Here is a 20743-nt window from a genome sequence, read left to right as displayed (position 1 = left end):
GCTCTCTCAAGGACGATCGGCTGCTGCAAAATACGACATCGTGGTCTATTCTGGCAGTGTCATCGTCCACGGTGGAGCGAGGTTCCGGATGAGCCACGTGATCTACAAGGTCGTCCAGCACGACGGCGGCTGGGCCTATACCGTCAACGGGGTGTTCTCGGAACCATTTCCTACCCATGCCGCGGCACTCGCCGCTGCCCGACGCGCCGCCAACGAGCAGCGCGTCCCCGGCCGCACCGAGGCGATCCAGTACGAGACGTCGGACGGCAAATGGTTGACCGAAACCGCATCCGGCAACGACCGCCCGGAGACCGAGGTCGAGGACGGCCGCTAGTTCACCTCGTCGCCTTCAGAACGGAACCTGGACGCCGAGCCGGTCGAAGAACGCCCGCCCCCGGTCGGTGATCCGCAATGCGCGCGGAATCCGATGCGGCGCAACGCCGCGCATCTCGACCAGCCGCGCCAGCACGGCATTGGCAAACGGACCGGCGAGATGCGGCACGCGCTCGGTCCAGTCGTTGCAGAGCCGCAGATGCGGCTGCCGCGCCGAATCGAAATCGATTGCCTCGGCCCGGCACCAGGCCAACCCCTGCTCGGTCACGCGACCATCGCGGCCGTCGATCACGACGAGGCGGCGGCGGATCAGCGCATTCGACAACAGCACGCCGAGCTGACCCGCAAGGTGGTGGTAGCAGGTCCGCGATCGCCTGAGCTGCTCGGCCGGCATCGCACGCCGCCGCCCGACGGTGGCCTTGGCCGCAAGATCGACGAGGTTCTCGATCAGCGCCGCGACGTCGTCGTCCCTGATCCGGTAATATCTGAACCTGCCCTGTGCCCACACCGACAGCACGCGGGCGTCGACCAGCTTCTGCAAATGCGCGCTGGCGCCTTGCGGCGAAATGCCGGCGACCGCAGCAAGCTCGCCCGCCGGCAGCGCCTTGCCGTCGGCCAGCGCACTGACCATGGCCTCGCGGACCGGATCGCCCAAGGCCTCGGCGATCCGCGAAAATCCTGTCTGCAAGCCCTGGGATGATCCCACCGCATCGTCCTCCAGATCGCGCCGAAACGTCCTACCCGCATGCGCCGTGCCACGCAGCTCATTTCAGATTTTCCTGAAACGTTGCGGCGGCCTGTTCCGTTCAAATGGGCGGCAGTCGACCAAACACAAGGGAACGATCATGACAGCTGGCAGCAACGACGCGGAACGCATCTACAGGCTCTGGGATGAAGCGCTCGGCAACAAGGACCTCGAGGCGGCGCTCGCGCTCTACGCAGCCGACGCCTCGATCGAGAGCCCGCTGGTCCAGCATTTGATGCAGACCAAAGACGGGATCGTCCGCGGCCGCGACGCGCTGCGCGAGTTCATCACGCGCGTGTTCCGCACCAACCCGCCGCAACGGCGGCGCTTCAAGCAGGGCTTCTTCAGCGACGGTCGCCTTCTCACCTGGGAGTATCCGCGGCAGTCTCCGGACGGCGATCAGATGGATCTGGTCGAGGTGATGGAGATCGATGACGGCCTGATCGAGCGTCATCGGGTCTATTGGGGATGGTACGCGCTGAACGTACTCAAGGAGAGCTAGCCGAACACATCTTTGCCAGCCGCGCCGCGCAGCTCTCGGACAACGCTTTCGGTCATGCTAGGCTTGCACCGAAGCGGCTGGACAAACGCGCCGCGCGTGGGAAGAAGCATGATGATCCGTTGGTGCGCGGCGCTTGTGGCCGCTCTCGTCTCGATATCGGTACCGACCATGGCTGCAGATTACCCCACGCCGCAGGACGGCGAGTGGACCGCAAAGGACTTCAAGTTTCACAGCGGGGAGGTGATGCCGGAACTGCGGCTGCACTACACCACGGTCGGCGCACCGACCGGACAGCCGGTGCTGGTGCTGCACGGCTCCGGCGGCTCGGCCGCCAGCATGCTGACGCCGAGCTTTGCCGGCCAGTTGTTCGGCCCCGGCCAGCCGCTTGACGCGGCGAAATACTACATCATCATCCCTGACGGCATCGGGCACGGCAAATCGTCGAAGCCGTCGGACGCGATGCGGACGAGCTTTCCGAAATACGACTACAACGACATGGTCGACGCGCAGTATAGGCTTGTCACCGAGGGGTTCGGCATCAAGCATCTGCGGCTCGTGATCGGCAATTCGATGGGCGGCATGCACACCTGGATCTGGGGCGTGCGCTATCCGCGGATGATGGACGTGCTGGTGCCGATGGCCTCGCAGCCGACCGCGATGGCCGCGCGCAACTGGATGCTGCGGCGGACGATGCTGGACACGATCCGCAACGATCCCGACTACAATGGCGGCAACTACACCCGCCAACCGCGGATGATGAAATACGCCATCGCCGCCTATCGCTTCGCCAGCGCCGGCGGCACGCTCAATTACCAGACGCTGGCGCCGACCGCAGCGCAGGCCGACAAGATGGTCGACGACCAGCTGGCGCTGCCGGTCGCATCAGATGCCAACGACTACATCTATCAATGGGAGGCCTCGCACGACTACGATCCTTCCGCCGGAATGGAGAAGATCGAGGCCACCCTGTATGCCATCAATGCCGCCGACGATGAACGCAACCCGCCGGAGACCGGCGTCACTGAAGCTGCAGTGAAGCGGATCAAGAACGGCAGGATTGATCTGATCCCGGCAAGCAGCGAGACACGCGGCCATCTCACCACCGGCGATGCGAAGTTCTATGCCAGGCAATTGCAGGGACTGTTGCAGACGGCGCCGACGATGTAGCGATCGAGGTCATGGCAATGTCCGCTGATCGCTTCCGCCGCATTGCGCTGAGCCTGCCCGAGGTCGTTGAAGGCGCGCATCACGGCACAACCGATTTCCGCGTCGGCAAGCGCATCTTCGCAACCCTCGGCTATCCCGACCAGGATTGGGGCATGGTGAAGCTGACACCTGAGCAGCAGGCGATGCTGGTCGAGGCCGAGCCGGAGATCTTCCGGCCGGTGCCGGGCGGCTGGGGCAAGAGCGGCAGCACCAATGTCCGCCTCGCGAAAGCGGATCAGGTCACGCTACGCAGCGTGCTCGAAATGGCGCGGGACAATATCGCGGTGAAAGCCGCGAAGAAGGCGCGCGCAAAGAAATCATCCTGAGCGCGACCATCCCGCACTGCATCAAGCAAAGCGCGGTTTCGCTGATTCTTTGAGCATGCATCCCGCGCGCGGTTCGTGCCTAATCGCGCGAACACCGGATTCGCGTGACGCTACGCGCGGGTCACGTAGAAATTTTCGCCGGAGGAAGGCAATGCGAAGGCTCACGCATGTCGCGGTGCTTGCGTGGCTCGCCATGATGGCGGGCGCCGCACTGGCGTTCGACAACGGCCAATATGACAACGTGCCGCCCGATATCCGCGCCTGGTTCAAGAGCGTGATCGCGCCGAATGGCGTGCCGTGCTGCGACATCTCCGACGGCCATCGCACCAGCTACGACGTTCGGGGCGGCGCCTATTGGGTGCCGATCGAGGGCGAGTGGATGATGGTGCCGGAGCGCGCCGTGATCCGCGATCGCGGCAACCCGGTCGGCGAGGCCGTGGTGTGGTACGTGCACCACCGCGGCAGCATCATCATCAGCTGCTTCGTTCCGGCGGATGCGGTCTGAACGGCGCCCGCCGCCTGCGCGGGAAGCCTGCGCGCGAGGTCGCGTCAATTTGAAACAGTTACTCCCTGTTAACCTTACTTTTTAACCAATAATTAAGGATGAGTTTGCGGGCGCCATGAGGCGCGGCCTAGCGTCTGCAGAAATGCTCCGTAACCGCGAGTTGGTGCGTGCCATGGCTCTTCGAAGAATGGCGTATCGAACAACTGGGGCGCTGATGGCGTCCCTTGGCATTGCAGCGCTGCTGCTTGCTTCCCCGACCGAGACCTATGCGAGATCCGGATCCGCAGCGCGCGGCACGTTCTCCTCGCATCATCCAGCCTTCCGCCATCATGTGCGGGTGCCCGGCATCGTGTTGCCGGACGCGGGCGGATATTATGATGGCGCGGCGAGCGTTCCTTTCGCCGCCGAGGTCCCGGCGCCGGTCTCGAGCGACGTCCGCTACACCTACACCCAGGACGTGCCGTGGGATTGGGCGCATCGCTATCCGCCGGCCGTGGTGCCGTCGGATCGGCCCTATGTGTCGAGCTGCCCCACCGAGAGCGTCACGGTGCCCGGCCGGGGCGGCGACCGCACGGTCAACATCACGCGGTGCTACTGACGAATAGCTCGATCCCGTCCGCAAAAACAAAAGAGGCCGCCCGCAAGGACGGCCTCTCGTATTTTGGCAGACGCTCGGCGCGCCGGCAGACAGCTGGTCAGGAATCCTCGCCCTTCAGATGGCCGACGTGCTTCTGGGTGTAGAGCTCAAGGCCGATGCGCTTGATCAGGTCGAGCTGGGTCTCGAGGAAGTCGATGTGGTCTTCCTCGTCCTTCATCAGCTGCTCGAACAGGTCGCGGCTGACATAGTCCTTGACGCCATGGCAGTAGGTCGCCGCCTCCTGGTAGAGCGTGCGCGCGCCGATCTCGGCGGCGAGGTCACACTCGATGATCTCCTTGACGTCCTGGCCGATCTTCAGGGGATCAAGCACCTGCAGATTCGGAAAGCCGTCGAGGAAGAGGATGCGATCGACGAATTTGTCGGCGTGCTCCATCTCCTCGATGGACTCCTTGCGCCAGACCTTGGCCATCTCCAGGAGGCCCCAATTGTTGAGCATCCGGTAGTGCAGCCAGTACTGATTGATGGCGGTCAGTTCGCTGCGCAGCCCCTTGTTCAGATAATCGATGACCTTCGGGTCGCCTTGCATGATCCACTCCACCTGTCGCGGCCAACCTAGGCCGGCCCTAAACTTAGAACGTTTCTAAATCAGATTGCCGGCAAGAGCAACCCTTCGCAGAAGCAGCGCGTGGATAACCGGGTTCGAAGGATTTGGCGCAGCGTCTTGCAGCGAAGCGGAAGCCCGTTCGCCGTCAGGAAGCGCGTCGAAACGAGAAGCGTTAGCAGGCCGCGAGCGCGAATTCGGCCGGCTCGGCGTCCTCGTTGGCGGCGTGCGGATGGCCGCTGTGGGGGCAGCCGGAGCAGCAGGCCTTGGCGCAGGGACCGAGCGCCTCGTCGATGATCGCCTTGATGGTGCGCGCGCAGCGGCCGCATTCGGCACTGCAGCCGAGGCAGCCGTACACCTGCTTGGCATTTCGTGTCACGGACCCACCGCCATTGACGGCATTGCGGACATCGTGGTCGCTGAGGACGTTACAGGAACAGACAATCATCGGAGAAAGGCGGGGTCCAACGGTGATGCTTCCCAATATGGATATTGTCGGCTCCCGCGTGATGCAAAAGGAAAAAGCGGTTTTTGTAGCAATTCCAAACTGATGCGGGATTCATATTGGAATGAGTCTAAATCGGTCGGAGGTCAGGAATCCGACACCCGCCGGATGGCTGACGAGCCAATAACCGCTGCCTTCGCCGCCGGCCCCATGAGCAGGCGCCTCGCCGCGGCGCTGTCAGGCTTGTGCGTTGCAAGATATTGCAAAAGCTGCAAGCATTTGGTCGCGAATGCGGCAGCGTCGTTCATTGATCATTCAAGCTGAATATGGAACCCTCCGGCGAGACAGATCGCCAATGCACGCTGTCCCTGCTGCCGCGAGAAAGGTGAGGCCATGAAGAAGACATTGCTGGCGCTTTGCGCCGTTGCCGCTGTGGCGGCTTCGACTGTGGCGGTGCCCGCCCCCGCCCAGGCACAACGCGGTGTCGCCGCCGGCGTCGCTGCGGGATTGATCGGTGGCGCCATTGTCGGTGGCGCGATCGCATCGCAGAACCGCTATTACGGTCCCGGATACGGCTACTATGCGCCCGGTCCGGCCTATGTCGCCGAGCCCGGTTATGGTCCCGACTGCTTCTGGCAGCGCCAGCGGTTCTGGGACGGCTACACCTGGCGCGTTCGCAGCGTCCGCGTTTGCGATTGATCGCCGTTCATCTCGATTAAATCGAACCAGATGTCCCGGAAAACCGACTGTTTCTCCGGGACATCTGCTGCAGATGGCCAGAAAAAACCGCTTTTCTGCGCGATCAGCCTGCGGACGTTTACTTTCGGTTGACTGTTCTGCGCTGTTTAGCAAGACAGCAGTTCGAGATCAGCGTGTGAGTCACCTCAACCCGGCGCCGAACCACGACGCCACCACCTTCCAGGAGAGCCAAAGACATGAAGAAGACTTTAGCTGCCCTTGTCGCCGTTACCACGATTGCCGGTTCGCTGGCCGTTGCTCCGGCTGCCAAGGCTGGTGACGGCGGCGCCGTCGCGGCCGGCGTTGCCGGCGGCCTGATCGGCGGCGCCCTGCTGGGCGGCGCTATCGCAGGCGCTCGCCCCGCCCCGGTCTATGTCGCACCGGCGCCGGTTTACGTCGAAGAGGCCCCGTGCCGCATGGTTCGTGAGCGCTTCTGGGATGGCTACGGCTGGCGCTTCCGTCGCATCCAGGTTTGCGACTGATCGACCGACACGTTTTCAGCATCACATTCGAAAACCCGGCCTCGCGGCCGGGTTTTTGCTTTACGCCACCAGGCGGCCCTGCGAGCCGGCCCGATCAGCGCTGCCCGTTCATCGCGCGCAGCACCGCCTCGCTCGGCCAGCAATCGACCTTCAGCCCGGCCTGCTTCTGATAGGCGCCGAGCGCCGCGCGGGTCTGCATCCCGGCCTTGCCGTCGAGCTTGTCCTTGTAGAGACCGATCTTCGTCAGCTGCTGCTGCATCGCCTCGACATCGGCGGAGCGCAGCTGCTTCGACGCCGACCATGGCGTCGCGAATGGCTGCGGGCTCGTCATGCGGTCGGCGAGGTGGCCGACGAACAGCACGTAGAGATCGGAGAAATTGTATTCCTTGATCACGAAGTAGTTCGGCGTGGTCAGGAAGGCGGGACCGTAGCTGCCTTCCGGCTGCAGCAGCGACGCCGATTGCGCCTGCTCGGCGGCGCTGAGCTTCTGCCCGCGCACCGGCACGAAGCCTGCGCGCAGCCACTGGCTGATCGGCTTCGTCACTTCAGGCACGCCCATCGTGCAGTCGGCATTGGCCGGCGCCTGCACCTCATAAGCCCAGCGCACGCCGGGCTGCCAGCCCTTGTTGACCAGCTGCTGCGCGGCGGAGGCGAGCGCGTCCGGCACCGAATGCCAGATGTCGACGCGGCCGTCGCCGTCGAGATCGACGCCGTGCTTGTAATATTCCGACGGCAGGAACTGGGTGTAGCCGGTCGCTCCCGCCCACGATGAGCGCATCTCCTTGCGCGTCACCGCGCCCTCGCCGAGGATCTTCAGCGCCAGGATGAATTCGGTGCGGTACTGATCCTTGCGACGGCCGACATAGGCCTGCGTCGCCACCACGCGCAGCGTGTCGTAGGGCAGCGAATAGCGGCCGTAGTCGGTCTCGCGGCCCCAGATCGCCAGCACGACGGCGGCCGGGACGCCGAACCGCTTCTCGATCGCATCGAGCGAGGAGCGATACTTCTGCATCAGCCGCTGCCCTTCGGCGGCGAGCCGCGCGATCGAGGCTTCCCTGATGTAATCGGCCGGCACCTGCACGAACTCGGCCTGCGCCGGTGCGCCGGTCTTCGGACGTCCGGGCAGGATCAGGTCGGGCAGCTTGTAGTCGGGCTCGAGCGAGCGCGTCTCGCGATCGAAGGTCTCGCGCGACACGCCGGCGGCCTTGGCCTCCGGCCACAGCGAGGCGATGAACTGGGTGAACGCGGCGTCGACCGCGCGCGCGGGTGAGACGACGGATGCGAGCAGAAGCCCGAGGGCAAGCGCGCGGAGGAATGTCAAATCCAACAACCTGTTCACGCAGCGGACCAATGGGCGCGCCATCAGGCCAACGCCCGCGATATCAGTGTCGTGAGCCTTACCACGACACCGGATTGCTGTGAACCTTGGCGGCCGCGCTCAATGCGTGGCCTGCTTGGCGCCTTCGATCGAGTCGTTCGACAGCTTGTCGACGATGGCGATGCCGATCGCCGACAGGATGAAGACGCAGTGGATGATGGTCTGCCACATCACGCCGGTCTCGGTGTAGTTGCCCTTGCCTGACGACAGCGCGCCGGCCTCGATGAAGGTGCGCAGCAAATGGATCGAGGAAATGCCGATGATCGCCATCGCCAGCTTGATCTTCAGCACGCTGGCATTGACGTGGCTCAGCCATTCCGGCTCGTCCGGATGGCCCTGCAGATTGAGGCGCGAGACGAAGGTCTCGTAGCCGCCGACGATCACCATCACCAACAGGTTCGAGATCATGACGACGTCGATCAGGCCGAGGACGGCCAGCATGATCTGCTGTTCGCTGAAATCGAAGGAATGGGCGAACAGGTGCCATAGTTCCTTGAGGAACAGCACGACATAGACGCCCTGGGCGATGATCAGGCCGACATAGAGCGGCAATTGCAGCCAGCGCGATCCGAAGATCAGCATGGGAACGGGACGCAGCGAGCGGCCCTTCAGGGGGGCACGCGCGTCGGAAAGTGCGGACATGGTGGAGTGCTCGCAGAATTTGATTTGCGGGAGCGCTCTATCTACGCAATCCCGCGCGCTTGAAAAGCGACAACTGGCCGCAGATTGCGCCGCGATGCCGTCACGATCCTGCCAACGAGCAACGGTCGAACGCGGCGCGATGGCCGCGCTCGACCGCTTGAACAGATCAGCGCGTCAGCTTCTTGTATTTCACGCGATGAGGAATGATGCTGTCCTGGCCGAGCCGGCGCATCTTGTCCTTTTCGTAATCCTGGAAGTTGCCCTCGAACCATTCGACATGGCTGTCGCCCTCGAAGGCCAGGATATGGGTCGCGATGCGGTCGAGGAACCAGCGGTCATGGCTGATGATGACGGCGCAACCGGCGAAATCCTCGAGCGCCTCTTCCAGCGCGCGCAGCGTGTCGACGTCGAGGTCGTTGGTCGGTTCGTCGAGCAGCAGCACGTTGGCGCCCGACTTCAGCATCTTGGCGAGATGCACGCGGTTGCGCTCACCGCCCGACAGCGCGCCGACCTTCTTCTGCTGGTCGGCGCCCTTGAAGTTGAACGCCGAGCAGTAGCCGCGCGAATTGACTTCCTTCTTGCCGAGCAGGATCAGCTCGTTGCCGCCGGAGATCTCCTCCCACACCGTCTTGTTGCCCTCGAGCGCGTCGCGCGACTGGTCGACATAGCCGAGATGCACGGTCTCGCCGACCGTGATGGTGCCCTTGTCCGGCGTCTCCTGCTCGGTGATCATCTTGAACAGCGTGGTCTTGCCGGCGCCGTTGGCACCGATCACGCCGACGATGCCGCCGGGCGGCAGCTTGAAGGTGAGATCGTCGATCAGCAGGCGATCGCCAAATCCCTTGCTGAGACCTTCGAAGTCGACGACGTTGGCGCCGAGCCGCTCGGCGACCGGAATGATGATCTGCGCGGTCTGGGTCTGCTTCTCGCTCGCCTTCTTGAGCAGATCCTCATAGCGCTGGTAGCGGGCCTTCGACTTGGCCTGGCGCGCCTTCGGCGAGGACGCCACCCATTCCTGCTCGCGGGCCAGCGTCTTCTGATGCGCGGCATCCTCGCGGCCTTCCTGCTCGAGTCGCTTCTGCTTCTGCACCAGCCAGGACGAGTAATTGCCCTCGTACGGGATGCCGCGGCCGCGGTCGAGCTCGAGGATCCAGCCCGTGACGTTGTCGAGGAAGTAACGGTCGTGGGTCACGATCAGGATCGCGCCGGGATAGTTGCGCAGATGGCCTTCCAGCCACGACACCGATTCGGCGTCGAGATGGTTGGTCGGCTCGTCCAGCAGCAGCAATTCCGGCTGGTCGAGCAGCAGGCGGCACAGCGCCACGCGGCGGCGTTCACCGCCGGACAGTTTTGTGACATCGGCATCGTCGGGCGGGCAGCGCAGCGCGTCCATCGCCTGGTCGACCTTGCTGTCGAGATCCCACAGGCCCTGGGCCTCGATCTCGTCCTGGAGCTTGGTCATCTCGTCGGCGGTCTCGTCCGAATAGTTGACCGCAAGCTCGTTGTAGCGGTCGAGGATCGCCTTCTGCTTGGCGACGCCCTGCATGACGTTCTCACGAACGTTGAGTGCCGGATCGAGGTGCGGCTCCTGCTCGAGATAGCCGACGCGGGCGCCCTCGGCGACCCAGGCCTCGCCGTTATACTCCTTGTCGAGGCCGGCCATGATCTTGAGCAGCGTCGACTTGCCCGAGCCGTTGACGCCGAGCACGCCGATCTTGGCGTCCGGGTAGAAGCTCAGATGGATGTTATCGAGCACCTTGCGGGTCGGGTACGCCTTGGTCAGACCCTGCATGAAATAGATGAACTGGCGAGCCATCCGCTGTCCCTGGAATTGATCCGATTTGTGGAAATTTTGCTGCCGCCGATGTAACGGCCGGCCCCCGAAAGCGCAACCGCGGGACCTCTGTTTTCCGTCCGTTCACCACGTTTCGCGGCTTCACCACGGGTGATTACGGGTTCGACGTCATGTGTGCGCCGAATCACGACAATTGAAACCATCTTTTAATAAATCAGGCCAAAACTCGTTCTCAACGCCGAAAAACGGCGATTTTCGCGGCAGAACCGCGGCCAAAACAGTTGAGGCCACGTCATGGCTACCATCATTTCAGCACCCCTTTCGCGCCCGGCGACCAAAGGCGAGGCGACGCTGTTCGCCGAATTCCGCGCCTTTTGGCGCGCCTTCGTCGCCAAGGCTTTCAATCCCTACCGGCCGGAACTGCACTATATGCGCGGCCCGGGTCCGGCCTGCCGTGCCAAGCAGATGGCGCTGTCGCCGGCGGTCCGCTCGATGCTCGCCGATATCCGCGCCACGAAGAAGCCGTCGCCGCGCGTGTGACAATCGCCGCTTTTTGAAACCGCGGCCGCTTGCGCGCCTGCCGATTGCGCGCGACCATGACGGGTATCCCGACGGTTGACCTCCCGCCGTCGTCCTCACCCTGAATGGACCTCCCCGATGACGCGGCTCCGCTGTGCAATCCTCGACGACTATTTTGACATCGCGCTTTCGGTGGCCGACTGGCCGAAGGTCAAGGACCGGGTCGACGTCACCGTGTTCGACAAGCCGTTCGCGAGCGAGGCGGAAGCGGCGACGAAGCTGAAGGATTTCGAGATCATCTGCGCGATGCGCGAGCGCACCCCGTTCCCGAAGAGCCTGCTCGACGCGCTGCCCAGGCTGCAGCTCCTGATCACGTCAGGCATGCGCAACGCGGCGATCGACATGGAGGCCGCCAAGAACCGCAAGGTGGTGTTGTGCGGCACCCAATATAGCCGCGATCCCACCGCGCCGCTGACCATGGGCCTGATCCTGGAACTGACGCGCGGCATCGGCCGCGAGAATGCGCGCATGCACGCCGGCGAGGCCTGGCAGACCTTTGCCGGTACCGAGATCGAGGGCAAGACGCTCGGCATCATCGGCCTCGGCAAGCTCGGCAGCAAGGTCGCCGGCATGGCCAAAGTGTTCGGCATGAACGTCATCGCCTGGAGTCCCAATCTGACGCCGGAGAAGTGCAAGGAGGCCGGCGTCGGCTATGCCAGCAAGGACGAGCTGTTCGCGACATCAGACATCATCACCATCCATGTCGTGCTGAGCCCGCGCTCGCGCGGACTGGTCGGCGCCGCCGATCTCGCCCGCATGAAGCCGTCGGCCTATCTCGTCAACACCGCGCGCGGGCCGATCGTCGATGAGGACGCCCTGTTCGCGGCGCTGCGCGACAAGACGATCGCCGGCGCCGGCATCGACGTGTTTTCGGTCGAGCCGCTGCCGTCGGATCACCCGCTGCGCAAGCTCGACAACGTCGTGATCACGCCGCATCTCGGCTACGCGACGCGCGAGAGCCTGCAGGCGCATTATCAGCAGATGGTCGAGTGCATCGATGCTTTCACCAAGGGCAACGAGCCGCCGCGGCGCCTAGCCTGACAGCGGCATTCACTGCGGCTAGCCGAGCCAGCGGAACGCGCGTTCGAGCTCGGCGCGGCCGTCCCGGTCGTACCAGCGCCCGTGGGCGAGAATGATCCGCTCCGGATCCCATTCGATCATGCGGGCGACGGCGGCCTTCATCGCGTCCCTGTCCTGCAGGAAGGTCGAGCGCAGATCGGTTGGCGTGCTGCCGTCGGGATCGCGCACGCCGCCGAGCCAGATCAGGAACCGCATCAACGGCGAGCGGACTCGTCCGGCCTCAAAATTCTCGATCAGGTCCGTCAGCAGCAATGTCCGCGACGGCAGATGGAAGAACACGACCTCCGTCATGTAGCTGCCTGCCACCGGCAGCGTCGCGATCCACTCATCCCAGGGATAGCCGGATGATCGTTCCAGTGGCTCGCATTCGAAGGTCAGCCGATTGTCCGCCTGTTGCTTGATCCCGGGCGCAAGGAAGATGCGCGCGTCGGGATAGGCAGCATTCCATTCCGGAATCCACCAGTAATGCAGACGGTTCGGACCGATGATCCAGCGCGGTACGCCCAGCTCAACGATTGCGGCCTTGAGCTCGGCCAGCAATGGTGTCGGCGAGTGAATGAACAGCCGCCCACCCGGCAGACGAACGATCGTCGCGCGCGTTGGAAACGGCATCTTGAACCAGCGCGGGCCGAACCGGATGATCGGACCATCGATCATCCATACGTCATCGGCGACAGGCTTTGGCGCATTCAGCGGCGGATAGGTCTCGCAGACGTCCTGCATCGCATTGCTTCCCAAGCTGCAACGTCGAAATGCGCGGCTTGTTGCAACAAAAAAAGGCGCGCTGTTCGCGCGCCTTTTTCAATGATGAACTTGCCGGTTGGCCTAGCGCACCGTGACCGGTGCGGGCAGCGGCTGCACCGTGGTCGGCTGCGTGCCGGGCAGCGGCGCGGCCGCCTGAGCCTGGGCCGCAGAGGGAGCCATCGGGTTCGCGGGCGCGGCAGAAGCCGTCGCCGTTCCCGGCGGCGGACCACCGGGCAGCACGACCACCCGGGTGCCGACCTTGGCGCGCTCGAACAGATCGGAGACGTCTTCGTTCAGCATGCCGATGCAGCCCGACGAGACGAACTTGCCGATGGTCGACGGCTGGTTGGTGCCGTGAATACGGTACACGGTCGAGCCGAGATACATCGCGCGGGCGCCGAGCGGGTTGCCGGGTCCGCCGGCCATGAAGCGCGGCAGATAGGGCTGACGCTCGATCATCTCGGTCGGCGGATGCCAATCCGGCCACTCGGCCTTGCGCGTGATCTTCTGTACGCCGGTCCAGGTGAAGCCGTCGCGGCCGACACGGACGCCGTAACGAACCGCCCGGCCGTTGCCCAGGATGTAATAGAGGTAGGTGTTCGACGTATCGACGACGATCGTGCCTGCCGGCTCCTTGGTCGCGAACGACACTTCCTGGCGACGCAGATTCGGCGGCAGTTGCGCCGGGGCGTCTTCGGGCTGCTCGTCCGGCGGCAGCGCCGCGATCTGCACCGGCTTGCCATTGGCATCGACCGGTGCCTGCTGCTGCGGCACGGCTCCGGTAACGCCCTCGGGCGGGCGCATGCCGCCGCGGTCGTCGCCATAGGAAACGCCGGCGGCCGGAACGCCATTGTCGCGATTGGCTTGTTGCGCACCCGGACGGTCGCCGTAGATCACCGGCGGCGGCCCCATCGGACGGCCGTAGCGGGGATCATCGGGCGACATCACTGGCCCAGTCGGCGCGCCACGGTCGGAATAGACCGGAGGAGCATTCATCGGGCGGCCATAGCGCGGATCGTCCGGCGACATCACGGGGCCGGTCGGCGCGCCACGATCGGAATAGGTGGGCGCATTCGCCGGACGGCCATAGCGCGGGTCGTTCGGCGACAGCACCGGGCCGGGCGGCGGCAGTGCAGCCGAATCCTGCCCGTCATCGTCGTTGAGAGCGTCGAAATCCGGCATGCTGCCCTGGGGGTAGGGCTGGGGCGCCGTCGAATAGGCGGTGCCCTGGGGCGCCGGATAACCCTGCTGCGCATGCGCGAGCGAGGTTCCTGCCACGCCGAGAGCCGCGGCAGCGCAAATCGTCAGAATGCGGTTGATCATCATTGCTCTGTTATAGTCCCCAAGCCACACCGGACTGTTAACGGCCCAATGCAGGAAGATAGCGGCGCATTCAAGACAAATCCGCGAAACCCGGGCTATTCCGGGCCTTTTGTGATTTCGCGTCAACGCTGCGGCAAAGATGTCTCACGGGTCGGGAATGTTTGTCCACGTGGCCAAAGTCATCAATCACCCGCATTTTGTAACAAACAGTCGCGGGACGTTGCGATATCTTCGATATCGGCCTGATTCGCGCGCGCGACGCCGGCTTTCTTGTGTGGTCACCGCGTTCCCTCGACATCGAAGACCCTCCCGCAGAAGGGGGAACCCGCGCCCATGCTCCCCGGCCTTCGTTTTCTGTTCGCCGCGATCGTGCTGGCGACCTCGCTTCTGGTGTTCGGGTTAGGGGCGGCCGCGCTGTTTCGCGCGGCGCATGAAGAGTTCTCCAGCATTCCGGCCCGCCGGGCGCCGCCCCCCGAGCCGCAATTCGCGCAGCAGCCCGAGACCCCGCCAGTGCTTGCCATGGTCCGGGTCGACCCGCCCGCCGCCGACAAGGTGACGACCGAGACTCCGGCGGCCCCGCCCCCGTCCGAGCCGGCCGCGTCCGAACCGGCTGCTCCCGCTGAGATCACCCCTGCAGCCGAGCCGGAGAAGGTCGCCGCCGTGACGGCGGATGATCGGGTCCCACCCGCTCCGCCGAAGCCGGAGGCCCAAGCCACGGAGACCCCCGCGCCAGCTCAGCCCGCCGACGGCGCGGCGCAGATTCCGACCGCAGATCCTTCGGCGGCATCGGAGCCGACGCCCGCTGCCGCCGAAGCCGCACCGGCGGCCACCGAGGCCAAGGTCGCCGCCGTCGCCGATCCGCCCGGCCCCAGCGAGCCCGCGCTTCCGCCGCCGGCACCCGCGATGGCAGCGCCCGAGCCCGCCGCGCCGCCATCACCCGAGGCGATCGCGGCCGCGACCAAGATCGCGACGCTGGGCGGGCCTGAAGTTATTGTCGAGACGCCGGTGGCGCCGAAGGCCGCTGAGACGAAGAAGCCGGAGCGCAGCGCGGTCAGCAAGCCGGCACATCGCAAGGAGCGGCGGCGGATTGTCCGCGCGCCGCCGGTTCGGCAGGTCGTTCAGCAGCAGCAGCTCGATCCGTTCGGCCAGCCGACCCTGGTGCCGCTCACCCGGCGCTAGCAAGCAGGAATGACCTGTCAGGCCGGCCCCGTTGCGATCGGCGGGCCGCTCGCCTGCCCCCATTCCGACCACGAGCCGTCATAGAGCGCGCTCTCGGTGACGCCGAGCCGGTAGAGCGCAAACGTCAGCACGCCAGCCGAGACGCCCGAGCCGCAGCTCGTGACGATGGGCGCATCGAGCTTCACGCCGGCGCCGGTGAACGACTTGCGCAGGTCATCGAGCGGCTTCATCTCGCCGGTCGCGGCATCGAACAATTGGTTGTAGGGCACGTTGCGGGCGCCGGGGATGTGGCCGGCGCGGATGCCCGGACGCGGCTCCGGCGCGCGGCCTTCGAAGCGGTCGGCGGCGCGCGCATCGATCACCTGCTCGGCACGGCTTTCGACATTGGCGATCATCTGCTCGATGCTGCGCACGCGCTGCGGATCGTAGCTCGCCTTGAAGGTCGCAGGCTTCGGCTTCACCTCGCCGCTCTCGACCGCCCTGCCCTCGGCGCGCCACTTCTTCAGGCCGCCGTTGAGAATGCGCACGTTGCGATGGCCGTAGGACAGGAACATCCACCAGGCGCGCGGCGCCGCAACCCAGCCGCCGGAATCGTAGATCACCACGGTGTCGGCATTGCCGATGCCAAGCACGCCGATGTCGCGGCCGAACTGCTCGGCGCTCGGAAACATGTGCGGCAGCGGATTGGCATGGTCGGACACCGCGTCGACATCGAAGAACACAGCAGCCGGCAGATGCGCGGCGAGATAATCGTCCTTCGGCAGCGGCAGCACGCCGGGCAGCTTGAAGGTCGCGTCGAGCACCTTGACGTTGGCATCGCCGAGATGCGCAGCCAGCCATTCGGTCGAAACGAGCGGATCGTCGGTCGTCGTCATCTTGCGTGTCTCTCCATCGTCATTGCCGGACTTGATCCGGCAATCCATATTGCTTTGAAGCGATGGACACGCGGGTCAAGCCCGCGTGTGACATCCTGCCTAGCCCTTCTTCTTCGGCTCCCATGCCTCGATCGGCCCGCCGGCCTCGCGCCAGGCGGCAAAGCCGCCGCCCATATGCGCGACCGGCTTCAGGCCCATGTCCTTCGCGGTCTTGGCGGCGAGTGCCGAGCGCAGGCCGCCGGCGCAGTGGAAGATGAACTTCTTGTCTTCCTGGAAGATCGGCTTGGCGTAGGGGCTGTTCGGATCGATCCAGAACTCGAGCATGCCGCGGGTGCAGGAGAACGCGCCGGGGATCTTGCCGTCGCGCTCGATCTCGCGGGGATCGCGGATGTCGACGATGACGACGTCGTTCTTGCCGATCAGCGTGATCGCATCGGCCGCGCTGATGGTCTCGATCTCGGCATTTGCCTCGTCGATCATCACCTTGATGCCGCGGTGGATGTTCTGGGGCATGGGGCTCCTCCCTTGGTCTTTGTTGTTTGCCACCGTCATTCCGGACAGACGCGAAGCGGCTGATCCGGAATCTCGAGATTCCGGGTTCGCTTCGCGCCCCGGAATGACGAGGTCAGCGCACCAGCTCCCGCATCGCGTTCTCCAGACCTTCGATCGTGATCGGATACATGCGCTCGGAGAACAGGCGGCGGATGATGGTGGTCGATTCCGAATAGTCCCAGTGCTTCTGCGCCACCGGATTGAGCCACACCGCGTGCGGATAGGTGCGGATGATGCGATCGAGCCAGACCGAGCCGGCCTCTTCATTGACATGCTCGACCGAGCCGCCGGGAACCATGATCTCGTAAGGCGACATCGAGGCGTCGCCCACGAACACCACCTTGTAGTCGTGCGGATATTTGTGCAGCACGTCCCAGGTCGGCGTGCGATCGGTGAAGCGCCGCTTGTTCTGCTTCCAGACGCCTTCATAGAGGCAGTTGTGGAAGTAGAAATACTCCATGTGCTTGAATTCGCTCTTGGCGGCCGAGAACAGTTCCTCGACCTGCTCGATATGCGAATCCATCGAGCCGCCGATATCGAAGAACACCAGCACCTTGACCGCGTTGCGCCGCTCGGGGCGCATGTGCACGTCGAGATAGCCGTGGTTGGCGGTCTCCTTGATCGTGGTGTCGAGGTCGAGCTCGTCTGGCGCGCCGGTGCGCGCGAACTTGCGCAGCCGCCGCAGCGCCACCTTGATGTTGCGGATGCCGAGCTCGACATTGCCGTCGAGATCCTTGAACTCGCGCTTGTCCCACACCTTCACGGCGCGGTTGTTGCGGTTCTTCTCCTGCCCAATGCGGACGCCCTCGGGATTATAGCCATGGGCGCCGAACGGCGACGTGCCGGCGGTGCCGATCCACTTGCTGCCGCCCTGGTGGCGGCCCTTCTGTTCCTCGAGCCGCTTCTTCAGGGTATCCATGAGCTTGTCCCAGCCCATGGCCTCGATCTGCTTCTTCTCTTCCTCGGTAAGATATTTCTCAGCGAGCTTCTTCAGCCACTCCTCGGGGATCTCCGCCTTGCCCATTGCATCGAGCAGGCTCTCGAGCCCCTTGAACACGGTGCCGAACACGCGGTCGAACTTGTCGAGATTGCGTTCGTCCTTCACCAGCGCGGCGCGCGACAAATAGTAGAAGTTCTCGACCGTCTGCTCGGCGAGATCGGCGTCAAGCGCTTCCATCAAGGTCAGATATTCCCGTAGCGTCACGGGGACCTGGGCGTCGCGCAGCGATGTGAAAAACTGCAGGAACATACCCACCTAGATCGCCCGCTGGGCCGGTGGCGTCAAGGGCCCCCGGCCGTGCTTCATCCCGAGATCAGCCATCCACTTTCACCGGGTTACCTCCGCCGCCGTCGGTCCGTGGCGGCGCCCGCGCCATCGCGGCAAGGTCGCGCCACGCCGGCGATCATTCCGCAGAGCGGAAAGATGATGCATGACATTCCATGCGGAAGCCCACATCGGTACCGCTGCGCTGCGGAATCCGCGCTAGACCGCCCGGCTTTTTCAATTAGAATTGTACCGGACAAGATATCGGAGAGGACATGCGACGCTGCGAGAGCGGTCGTTTCGTGTGGGGGCCCGGGCCGCCGACGAACGAAGCAAGGCAAACAGATAGATGAAATTCACGGGTACCAAGGACTACGTCGCCACCGATGACCTCAAGGTCGCCGTCAATGCCGCCATCGTGCTCGAGCGCCCGCTGCTGGTGAAGGGCGAGCCCGGCACCGGCAAGACCGTACTGGCCGAGGAAGTCGCCAAGGCGATCGACGCGCCGCTTTTGACCTGGCACATCAAGTCGACCACCAAGGCGCAGCAGGGCCTCTACGAATACGATGCCGTCTCGCGACTGCGCGACAGCCAGCTCGGCGACGCCCGCGTGTCCGACATCAAGAACTACATCAAGCGCGGCAAGCTGTGGGAGGCCTTCACCAACGAGAAGCGCCCGGTGCTGCTGATCGACGAGATCGACAAGGCCGACATCGAATTCCCCAACGATCTGCTGCTCGAACTCGACCGCATGGAATTCCACGTCTACGAGACCGGCGAGACCATCAAGGCGAAGCTGCGCCCGATCGTGATGATCACGTCGAACAACGAGAAGGAACTGCCGGACGCCTTCCTGCGCCGCTGCTTCTTCCACTACATCAAGTTCCCCGACAACGAGACGATGGGCAAGATCGTCGACGTGCATTTCCCCGGCATCAAGAAGCGCCTGGTGGAAGAGGCGCTGCGGATCTTCTTCGAAGTCCGCGAGGTGCCGGGCCTGAAGAAGAAGCCCTCGACCTCGGAACTGCTCGACTGGCTCAAGCTGCTGTTGAACGAGGACATCACCCCCGAGATGCTGCGCGAGCGCGATCCGCGCAAGCTGATCCCGCCGCTGCATGGCGCGCTGCTCAAGAACGAGCAGGATGTGCATCTGTTCGAGCGGCTGGCTTTCCTCAGCCGCCGCGAAGTCTAGTTCCGATATCGGCAAACGCCGGGGCGATGGCTCCGGCGTTTTGCTTCTGCAGCTCAACAAACAAGCCAACAAGCAAGAAGACCAGGGAAGATGAACGTCCAAACCCAGATCCGGGCCGCCGAGCCCGTCACGACAGAGCACTTCGACGTCCTGATCGCAGGCGCCGGCATCTCCGGCGTCGGCGCCGCCTACCACCTCACCACGCAATGCCCCGGCACCAGCTTCGTGGTGCTGGAGACGCAGAAGACTTTTGGCGGTACCTGGTCCACCCACCGCTATCCCGGCATCCGCTCCGACAGCGACCTGCACACCTTCGGCTATCGCTTCAAGCCGTGGACCAGCGCGCCGATCGCGACCGCGGCCGAGATCCTGAAGTACATGGGCGAGGTGATCGAGGAGAACGACATCGCCCGTCACATCCGCTATCGCCACACCATCACCGCGGCGAAGTGGTCGAACGAAACCAATCTCTGGACCATCGATGCGACGCGCATCGACACCGGCGAGCGGCTGCGCTTCACCACCAACTTCTTCTGGATGTGCCAGGGCTATTATCGCCACGATGCGGGCTATACGCCCGAATGGACCGACATGGCGAAGTTCAAGGGCACCGTCGTGCATCCGCAGACCTGGCCCGACGACCTCGACTACAAGGGCAAGCGCGTGGTCGTGATCGGCTCCGGCGCCACCGCCGCAACCCTTATCCCGGCGATGGCGAAGGACGCCGGCCATGTCACCATGCTGCAGCGTTCGCCGACCTATTTCCGCACCGGCCGCAACGCCATCGAGATCGCCGAGGAGCTGCGCAGGCTGCAGGTCGACGAGCACTGGATCCACGAGATCACCCGCCGCAAGATCCTGTTCGAGCAGGACGCCTTCACCAGGCGGACCTTCGCCGAGCCCGAGGGCGCCAAGAAGGACCTGCTGGCAGCGGTCGAAGCCGTCCTCGGCAAGGACTACGACATCGCCACGCATTTCACGCCGAGCTACCGGCCGTGGCGGCAGCGCATCGCCTTCGTGCCGGATGCCGACCTGTTCCACGCCATCAAGGGCGGCAAGGCGTCGGTCGTCACCGACGAGATCGACCGCTTCACCGAGACGGGCATCCTGCTCAAGTCCGGCAAGCAGCTCGAGGCCGACATCATCATCACCGCGACCGGCTTCCACCTCTCCGCCAACGGCGGCATCGACTTCGAGATCGACGGCAAGCCGCTCGACTTCGCCGATACCGTGACCTATCGCGGCATGATGTTCACCGGCGTGCCGAACCTCGTCTGGGTGTTCGGCTATTTCCGCGCCAGCTGGACCTTGCGTGTCGATCTGGTCGGCGACTTCGTCTGCCGCCTGTTGCAGCACATGAAGGCGACCGGCGCGAAGAAGGTGACGCCGGAGCTGCGCCCCGAAGACCACAACATGCCGCTGCTGCCGTGGATCGATCCGGAGAACTTCAACCCCGGCTACATGATGCGCGGTATGCACCTCTTGCCGAAGCGCGGCGACAAGCCGGAGTGGCAGCACAACCAGGACTACTGGGCCGAGAAGGACGAATTCCCGGCGATCGACCTCAAGGACAACACGTTCGTCTACGGCTGAGCCCCTGATATTAGTCCCGTCATCCTGAGGAGCACGTAGCGCGTCTCGAAGGATGCACGGCCCTAT

General features: G+C 64.4%; 25 protein-coding genes. 13 read left to right on the top strand and 12 right to left on the bottom strand.

Translation table 11 applies throughout. From position 1 onward, the window contains the following. The first annotated feature begins 88 nt into the window (after positions 1–88). Complete coding sequence (locus I6F38_RS08755; RefSeq protein ID WP_016840968.1) at positions 89–334, top strand: DUF2188 domain-containing protein; 246 nt, start codon at positions 89–91, stop codon at positions 332–334. Between the two features lie 15 nt (positions 335–349). On the opposite strand, the gene I6F38_RS08750 is transcribed toward I6F38_RS08755, so the two are convergent. Next, entirely contained in the window at positions 350–1039 is a 690-nt protein-coding gene (locus tag I6F38_RS08750) for a metalloregulator ArsR/SmtB family transcription factor (RefSeq protein ID WP_225160029.1), read from the bottom strand. Between the two features lie 139 nt (positions 1040–1178). On the opposite strand from I6F38_RS08750, the gene I6F38_RS08745 reads away from it, so the two are divergent. The 5 genes from I6F38_RS08745 (at position 1179) to I6F38_RS08725 (ending at position 4215) form a co-directional block, all read left to right on the top strand. Continuing rightward, a complete protein-coding gene (locus I6F38_RS08745; RefSeq protein ID WP_225160028.1) occupies positions 1179–1580 on the top strand; it encodes a nuclear transport factor 2 family protein in 402 nt (133 codons plus the stop codon). 111 nt (positions 1581–1691) lie between these two features. Further along, entirely contained in the window at positions 1692–2747 is a 1056-nt protein-coding gene (locus I6F38_RS08740) for an alpha/beta fold hydrolase (RefSeq protein WP_225160122.1), read from the top strand. Positions 2748–2764: 17 nt separating this feature from the next. Beyond that, positions 2765–3112, top strand: coding sequence for an MmcQ/YjbR family DNA-binding protein (locus tag I6F38_RS08735; protein WP_225160121.1), 348 nt, complete (start codon positions 2765–2767; stop codon positions 3110–3112). A gap of 151 nt (positions 3113–3263) precedes the next feature. Continuing rightward, complete coding sequence (locus tag I6F38_RS08730; RefSeq protein WP_225160027.1) at positions 3264–3617, top strand: hypothetical protein; 354 nt, start codon at positions 3264–3266, stop codon at positions 3615–3617. Positions 3618–3804: 187 nt separating this feature from the next. Then, complete coding sequence (locus I6F38_RS08725; protein WP_225160025.1) at positions 3805–4215, top strand: hypothetical protein; 411 nt, start codon at positions 3805–3807, stop codon at positions 4213–4215. Between the two features lie 97 nt (positions 4216–4312). Here the strand turns inward: I6F38_RS08725 and bfr are convergent, their stop codons facing one another. The 3 genes from bfr to I6F38_RS08710 form a co-directional block, all read right to left on the bottom strand. After that, positions 4313–4801: a bacterioferritin gene (gene bfr / locus I6F38_RS08720; protein WP_026193251.1), complete on the bottom strand. Its 489-nt coding sequence runs from the start codon at positions 4799–4801 to the stop codon at positions 4313–4315. A gap of 190 nt (positions 4802–4991) precedes the next feature. Further along, complete coding sequence (locus I6F38_RS08715; protein WP_016843730.1) at positions 4992–5264, bottom strand: (2Fe-2S)-binding protein; 273 nt, start codon at positions 5262–5264, stop codon at positions 4992–4994. Positions 5265–5407: 143 nt separating this feature from the next. After that, complete coding sequence (locus I6F38_RS08710) at positions 5408–5569, bottom strand: hypothetical protein (protein ID WP_225160023.1); 162 nt, start codon at positions 5567–5569, stop codon at positions 5408–5410. A gap of 85 nt (positions 5570–5654) precedes the next feature. On the opposite strand from I6F38_RS08710, the gene I6F38_RS08705 reads away from it, so the two are divergent. Next, complete coding sequence (locus tag I6F38_RS08705; RefSeq protein WP_016843729.1) at positions 5655–5960, top strand: hypothetical protein; 306 nt, start codon at positions 5655–5657, stop codon at positions 5958–5960. 236 nt (positions 5961–6196) lie between these two features. Then, positions 6197–6481, top strand: coding sequence for a hypothetical protein (locus I6F38_RS08700; protein WP_016843728.1), 285 nt, complete (start codon positions 6197–6199; stop codon positions 6479–6481). A gap of 94 nt (positions 6482–6575) precedes the next feature. Here I6F38_RS08700 and I6F38_RS08695 read toward each other — a convergent pair whose 3' ends face one another. The 3 genes from I6F38_RS08695 to ettA all read right to left on the bottom strand — a co-directional run bounded on the left by I6F38_RS08695 (position 6576) and on the right by ettA (position 10317). Then, the gene (locus I6F38_RS08695) at positions 6576–7802 is read right to left on the bottom strand and encodes a lytic murein transglycosylase (RefSeq protein ID WP_225160120.1); all 1227 of its coding nucleotides are present in this window, start codon (positions 7800–7802) and stop codon (positions 6576–6578) included. A 117-nt stretch (positions 7803–7919) separates the two neighbouring features. Then, entirely contained in the window at positions 7920–8501 is a 582-nt protein-coding gene (locus tag I6F38_RS08690) for a TIGR00645 family protein (RefSeq protein WP_225160021.1), read from the bottom strand. A 166-nt stretch (positions 8502–8667) separates the two neighbouring features. Then, on the bottom strand, positions 8668–10317 hold the full coding sequence (ettA, locus tag I6F38_RS08685; protein ID WP_057019129.1) for an energy-dependent translational throttle protein EttA: 1650 nt from the start codon (positions 10315–10317) through the stop codon (positions 8668–8670). Positions 10318–10590: 273 nt separating this feature from the next. On the opposite strand from ettA, the gene I6F38_RS08680 reads away from it, so the two are divergent. Both I6F38_RS08680 and I6F38_RS08675 read left to right on the top strand, forming a co-directional pair. After that, the gene (locus tag I6F38_RS08680; RefSeq protein ID WP_225160020.1) at positions 10591–10836 is read left to right on the top strand and encodes a hypothetical protein; all 246 of its coding nucleotides are present in this window, start codon (positions 10591–10593) and stop codon (positions 10834–10836) included. A 117-nt stretch (positions 10837–10953) separates the two neighbouring features. Further along, complete coding sequence (locus tag I6F38_RS08675; protein ID WP_225160019.1) at positions 10954–11916, top strand: D-2-hydroxyacid dehydrogenase family protein; 963 nt, start codon at positions 10954–10956, stop codon at positions 11914–11916. A gap of 18 nt (positions 11917–11934) precedes the next feature. Here I6F38_RS08675 and I6F38_RS08670 read toward each other — a convergent pair whose 3' ends face one another. Both I6F38_RS08670 and I6F38_RS08665 read right to left on the bottom strand, forming a co-directional pair. Further along, positions 11935–12678: a DUF4336 domain-containing protein gene (locus I6F38_RS08670; RefSeq protein WP_225160018.1), complete on the bottom strand. Its 744-nt coding sequence runs from the start codon at positions 12676–12678 to the stop codon at positions 11935–11937. Between the two features lie 102 nt (positions 12679–12780). Continuing rightward, the gene (locus I6F38_RS08665) at positions 12781–14025 is read right to left on the bottom strand and encodes a L,D-transpeptidase (protein ID WP_225160017.1); all 1245 of its coding nucleotides are present in this window, start codon (positions 14023–14025) and stop codon (positions 12781–12783) included. Between the two features lie 330 nt (positions 14026–14355). Between I6F38_RS08665 and I6F38_RS08660 the strand changes: the two genes are divergently transcribed. Further along, entirely contained in the window at positions 14356–15201 is an 846-nt protein-coding gene (locus I6F38_RS08660) for a hypothetical protein (RefSeq protein ID WP_225160016.1), read from the top strand. A gap of 17 nt (positions 15202–15218) precedes the next feature. Here the strand turns inward: I6F38_RS08660 and sseA are convergent, their stop codons facing one another. From sseA to I6F38_RS08645, 3 genes are all read right to left on the bottom strand, one after another. Beyond that, positions 15219–16076, bottom strand: coding sequence for a 3-mercaptopyruvate sulfurtransferase (gene sseA / locus I6F38_RS08655; protein ID WP_225160015.1), 858 nt, complete (start codon positions 16074–16076; stop codon positions 15219–15221). 99 nt (positions 16077–16175) lie between these two features. Further along, positions 16176–16589 carry a rhodanese-like domain-containing protein gene (locus I6F38_RS08650; protein ID WP_016847778.1) on the bottom strand — a complete coding sequence of 138 codons (414 nt, stop codon included), beginning with the start codon at positions 16587–16589 and terminating at the stop codon, positions 16176–16178. Between the two features lie 112 nt (positions 16590–16701). Further along, a complete protein-coding gene (locus I6F38_RS08645; RefSeq protein WP_225160119.1) occupies positions 16702–17877 on the bottom strand; it encodes a VWA domain-containing protein in 1176 nt (391 codons plus the stop codon). Between the two features lie 364 nt (positions 17878–18241). Here I6F38_RS08645 and I6F38_RS08640 point away from each other — a divergent pair, with 364 nt between their 5' ends. Both I6F38_RS08640 and I6F38_RS08635 read left to right on the top strand, forming a co-directional pair. Next, entirely contained in the window at positions 18242–19084 is an 843-nt protein-coding gene (locus tag I6F38_RS08640) for a MoxR family ATPase (protein WP_016847781.1), read from the top strand. 90 nt (positions 19085–19174) lie between these two features. Further along, positions 19175–20677, top strand: a complete 1503-nt coding sequence (locus I6F38_RS08635) for an NAD(P)/FAD-dependent oxidoreductase (protein ID WP_225160014.1) — start codon at positions 19175–19177, stop codon at positions 20675–20677. Positions 20678–20743: the final 66 nt, after the last annotated feature.

Source organism: Bradyrhizobium sp. BRP56, from assembly GCF_020194035.1.
GTDB classification, from domain to species: domain Bacteria; phylum Pseudomonadota; class Alphaproteobacteria; order Rhizobiales; family Xanthobacteraceae; genus Bradyrhizobium; species Bradyrhizobium australafricanum.
The sequence above is the reverse complement of the archived record's forward strand: the minus strand, read 5'-3'. Positions and strand labels throughout refer to the sequence as shown.

What these genes read in the sequence shown, in the direction of transcription:
- I6F38_RS08725 (WP_225160025.1), top strand. Translation starts at nt 3,805, where the DNA reads ATGGCGTATCGAACAACTGGGGCGCTGATGGCGTCCCTTGGCATTGCA.
- I6F38_RS08665 (WP_225160017.1), bottom strand. Translation starts at nt 14,025, where the DNA reads ATGATGATCAACCGCATTCTGACGATTTGCGCTGCCGCGGCTCTCGGC.
- I6F38_RS08715 (WP_016843730.1), bottom strand. Translation starts at nt 5,264, where the DNA reads ATGATTGTCTGTTCCTGTAACGTCCTCAGCGACCACGATGTCCGCAAT.
- I6F38_RS08660 (WP_225160016.1), top strand. Translation starts at nt 14,356, where the DNA reads ATGCTCCCCGGCCTTCGTTTTCTGTTCGCCGCGATCGTGCTGGCGACC.
- I6F38_RS08675 (WP_225160019.1), top strand. Translation starts at nt 10,954, where the DNA reads ATGACGCGGCTCCGCTGTGCAATCCTCGACGACTATTTTGACATCGCG.
- I6F38_RS08755 (WP_016840968.1), top strand. Translation starts at nt 89, where the DNA reads ATGAGCCACGTGATCTACAAGGTCGTCCAGCACGACGGCGGCTGGGCC.
- I6F38_RS08745 (WP_225160028.1), top strand. Translation starts at nt 1,179, where the DNA reads ATGACAGCTGGCAGCAACGACGCGGAACGCATCTACAGGCTCTGGGAT.
- I6F38_RS08730 (WP_225160027.1), top strand. Translation starts at nt 3,264, where the DNA reads ATGCGAAGGCTCACGCATGTCGCGGTGCTTGCGTGGCTCGCCATGATG.
- I6F38_RS08635 (WP_225160014.1), top strand. Translation starts at nt 19,175, where the DNA reads ATGAACGTCCAAACCCAGATCCGGGCCGCCGAGCCCGTCACGACAGAG.
- I6F38_RS08650 (WP_016847778.1), bottom strand. Translation starts at nt 16,589, where the DNA reads ATGCCCCAGAACATCCACCGCGGCATCAAGGTGATGATCGACGAGGCA.
- I6F38_RS08640 (WP_016847781.1), top strand. Translation starts at nt 18,242, where the DNA reads ATGAAATTCACGGGTACCAAGGACTACGTCGCCACCGATGACCTCAAG.
- I6F38_RS08680 (WP_225160020.1), top strand. Translation starts at nt 10,591, where the DNA reads ATGGCTACCATCATTTCAGCACCCCTTTCGCGCCCGGCGACCAAAGGC.
- ettA (WP_057019129.1), bottom strand. Translation starts at nt 10,317, where the DNA reads ATGGCTCGCCAGTTCATCTATTTCATGCAGGGTCTGACCAAGGCGTAC.
- bfr (WP_026193251.1), bottom strand. Translation starts at nt 4,801, where the DNA reads ATGCAAGGCGACCCGAAGGTCATCGATTATCTGAACAAGGGGCTGCGC.
- sseA (WP_225160015.1), bottom strand. Translation starts at nt 16,076, where the DNA reads ATGACGACGACCGACGATCCGCTCGTTTCGACCGAATGGCTGGCTGCG.
- I6F38_RS08670 (WP_225160018.1), bottom strand. Translation starts at nt 12,678, where the DNA reads ATGCAGGACGTCTGCGAGACCTATCCGCCGCTGAATGCGCCAAAGCCT.
- I6F38_RS08700 (WP_016843728.1), top strand. Translation starts at nt 6,197, where the DNA reads ATGAAGAAGACTTTAGCTGCCCTTGTCGCCGTTACCACGATTGCCGGT.
- I6F38_RS08705 (WP_016843729.1), top strand. Translation starts at nt 5,655, where the DNA reads ATGAAGAAGACATTGCTGGCGCTTTGCGCCGTTGCCGCTGTGGCGGCT.
- I6F38_RS08735 (WP_225160121.1), top strand. Translation starts at nt 2,765, where the DNA reads ATGTCCGCTGATCGCTTCCGCCGCATTGCGCTGAGCCTGCCCGAGGTC.
- I6F38_RS08740 (WP_225160122.1), top strand. Translation starts at nt 1,692, where the DNA reads ATGATCCGTTGGTGCGCGGCGCTTGTGGCCGCTCTCGTCTCGATATCG.
- I6F38_RS08645 (WP_225160119.1), bottom strand. Translation starts at nt 17,877, where the DNA reads ATGTTCCTGCAGTTTTTCACATCGCTGCGCGACGCCCAGGTCCCCGTG.
- I6F38_RS08710 (WP_225160023.1), bottom strand. Translation starts at nt 5,569, where the DNA reads ATGAACGACGCTGCCGCATTCGCGACCAAATGCTTGCAGCTTTTGCAA.
- I6F38_RS08690 (WP_225160021.1), bottom strand. Translation starts at nt 8,501, where the DNA reads ATGTCCGCACTTTCCGACGCGCGTGCCCCCCTGAAGGGCCGCTCGCTG.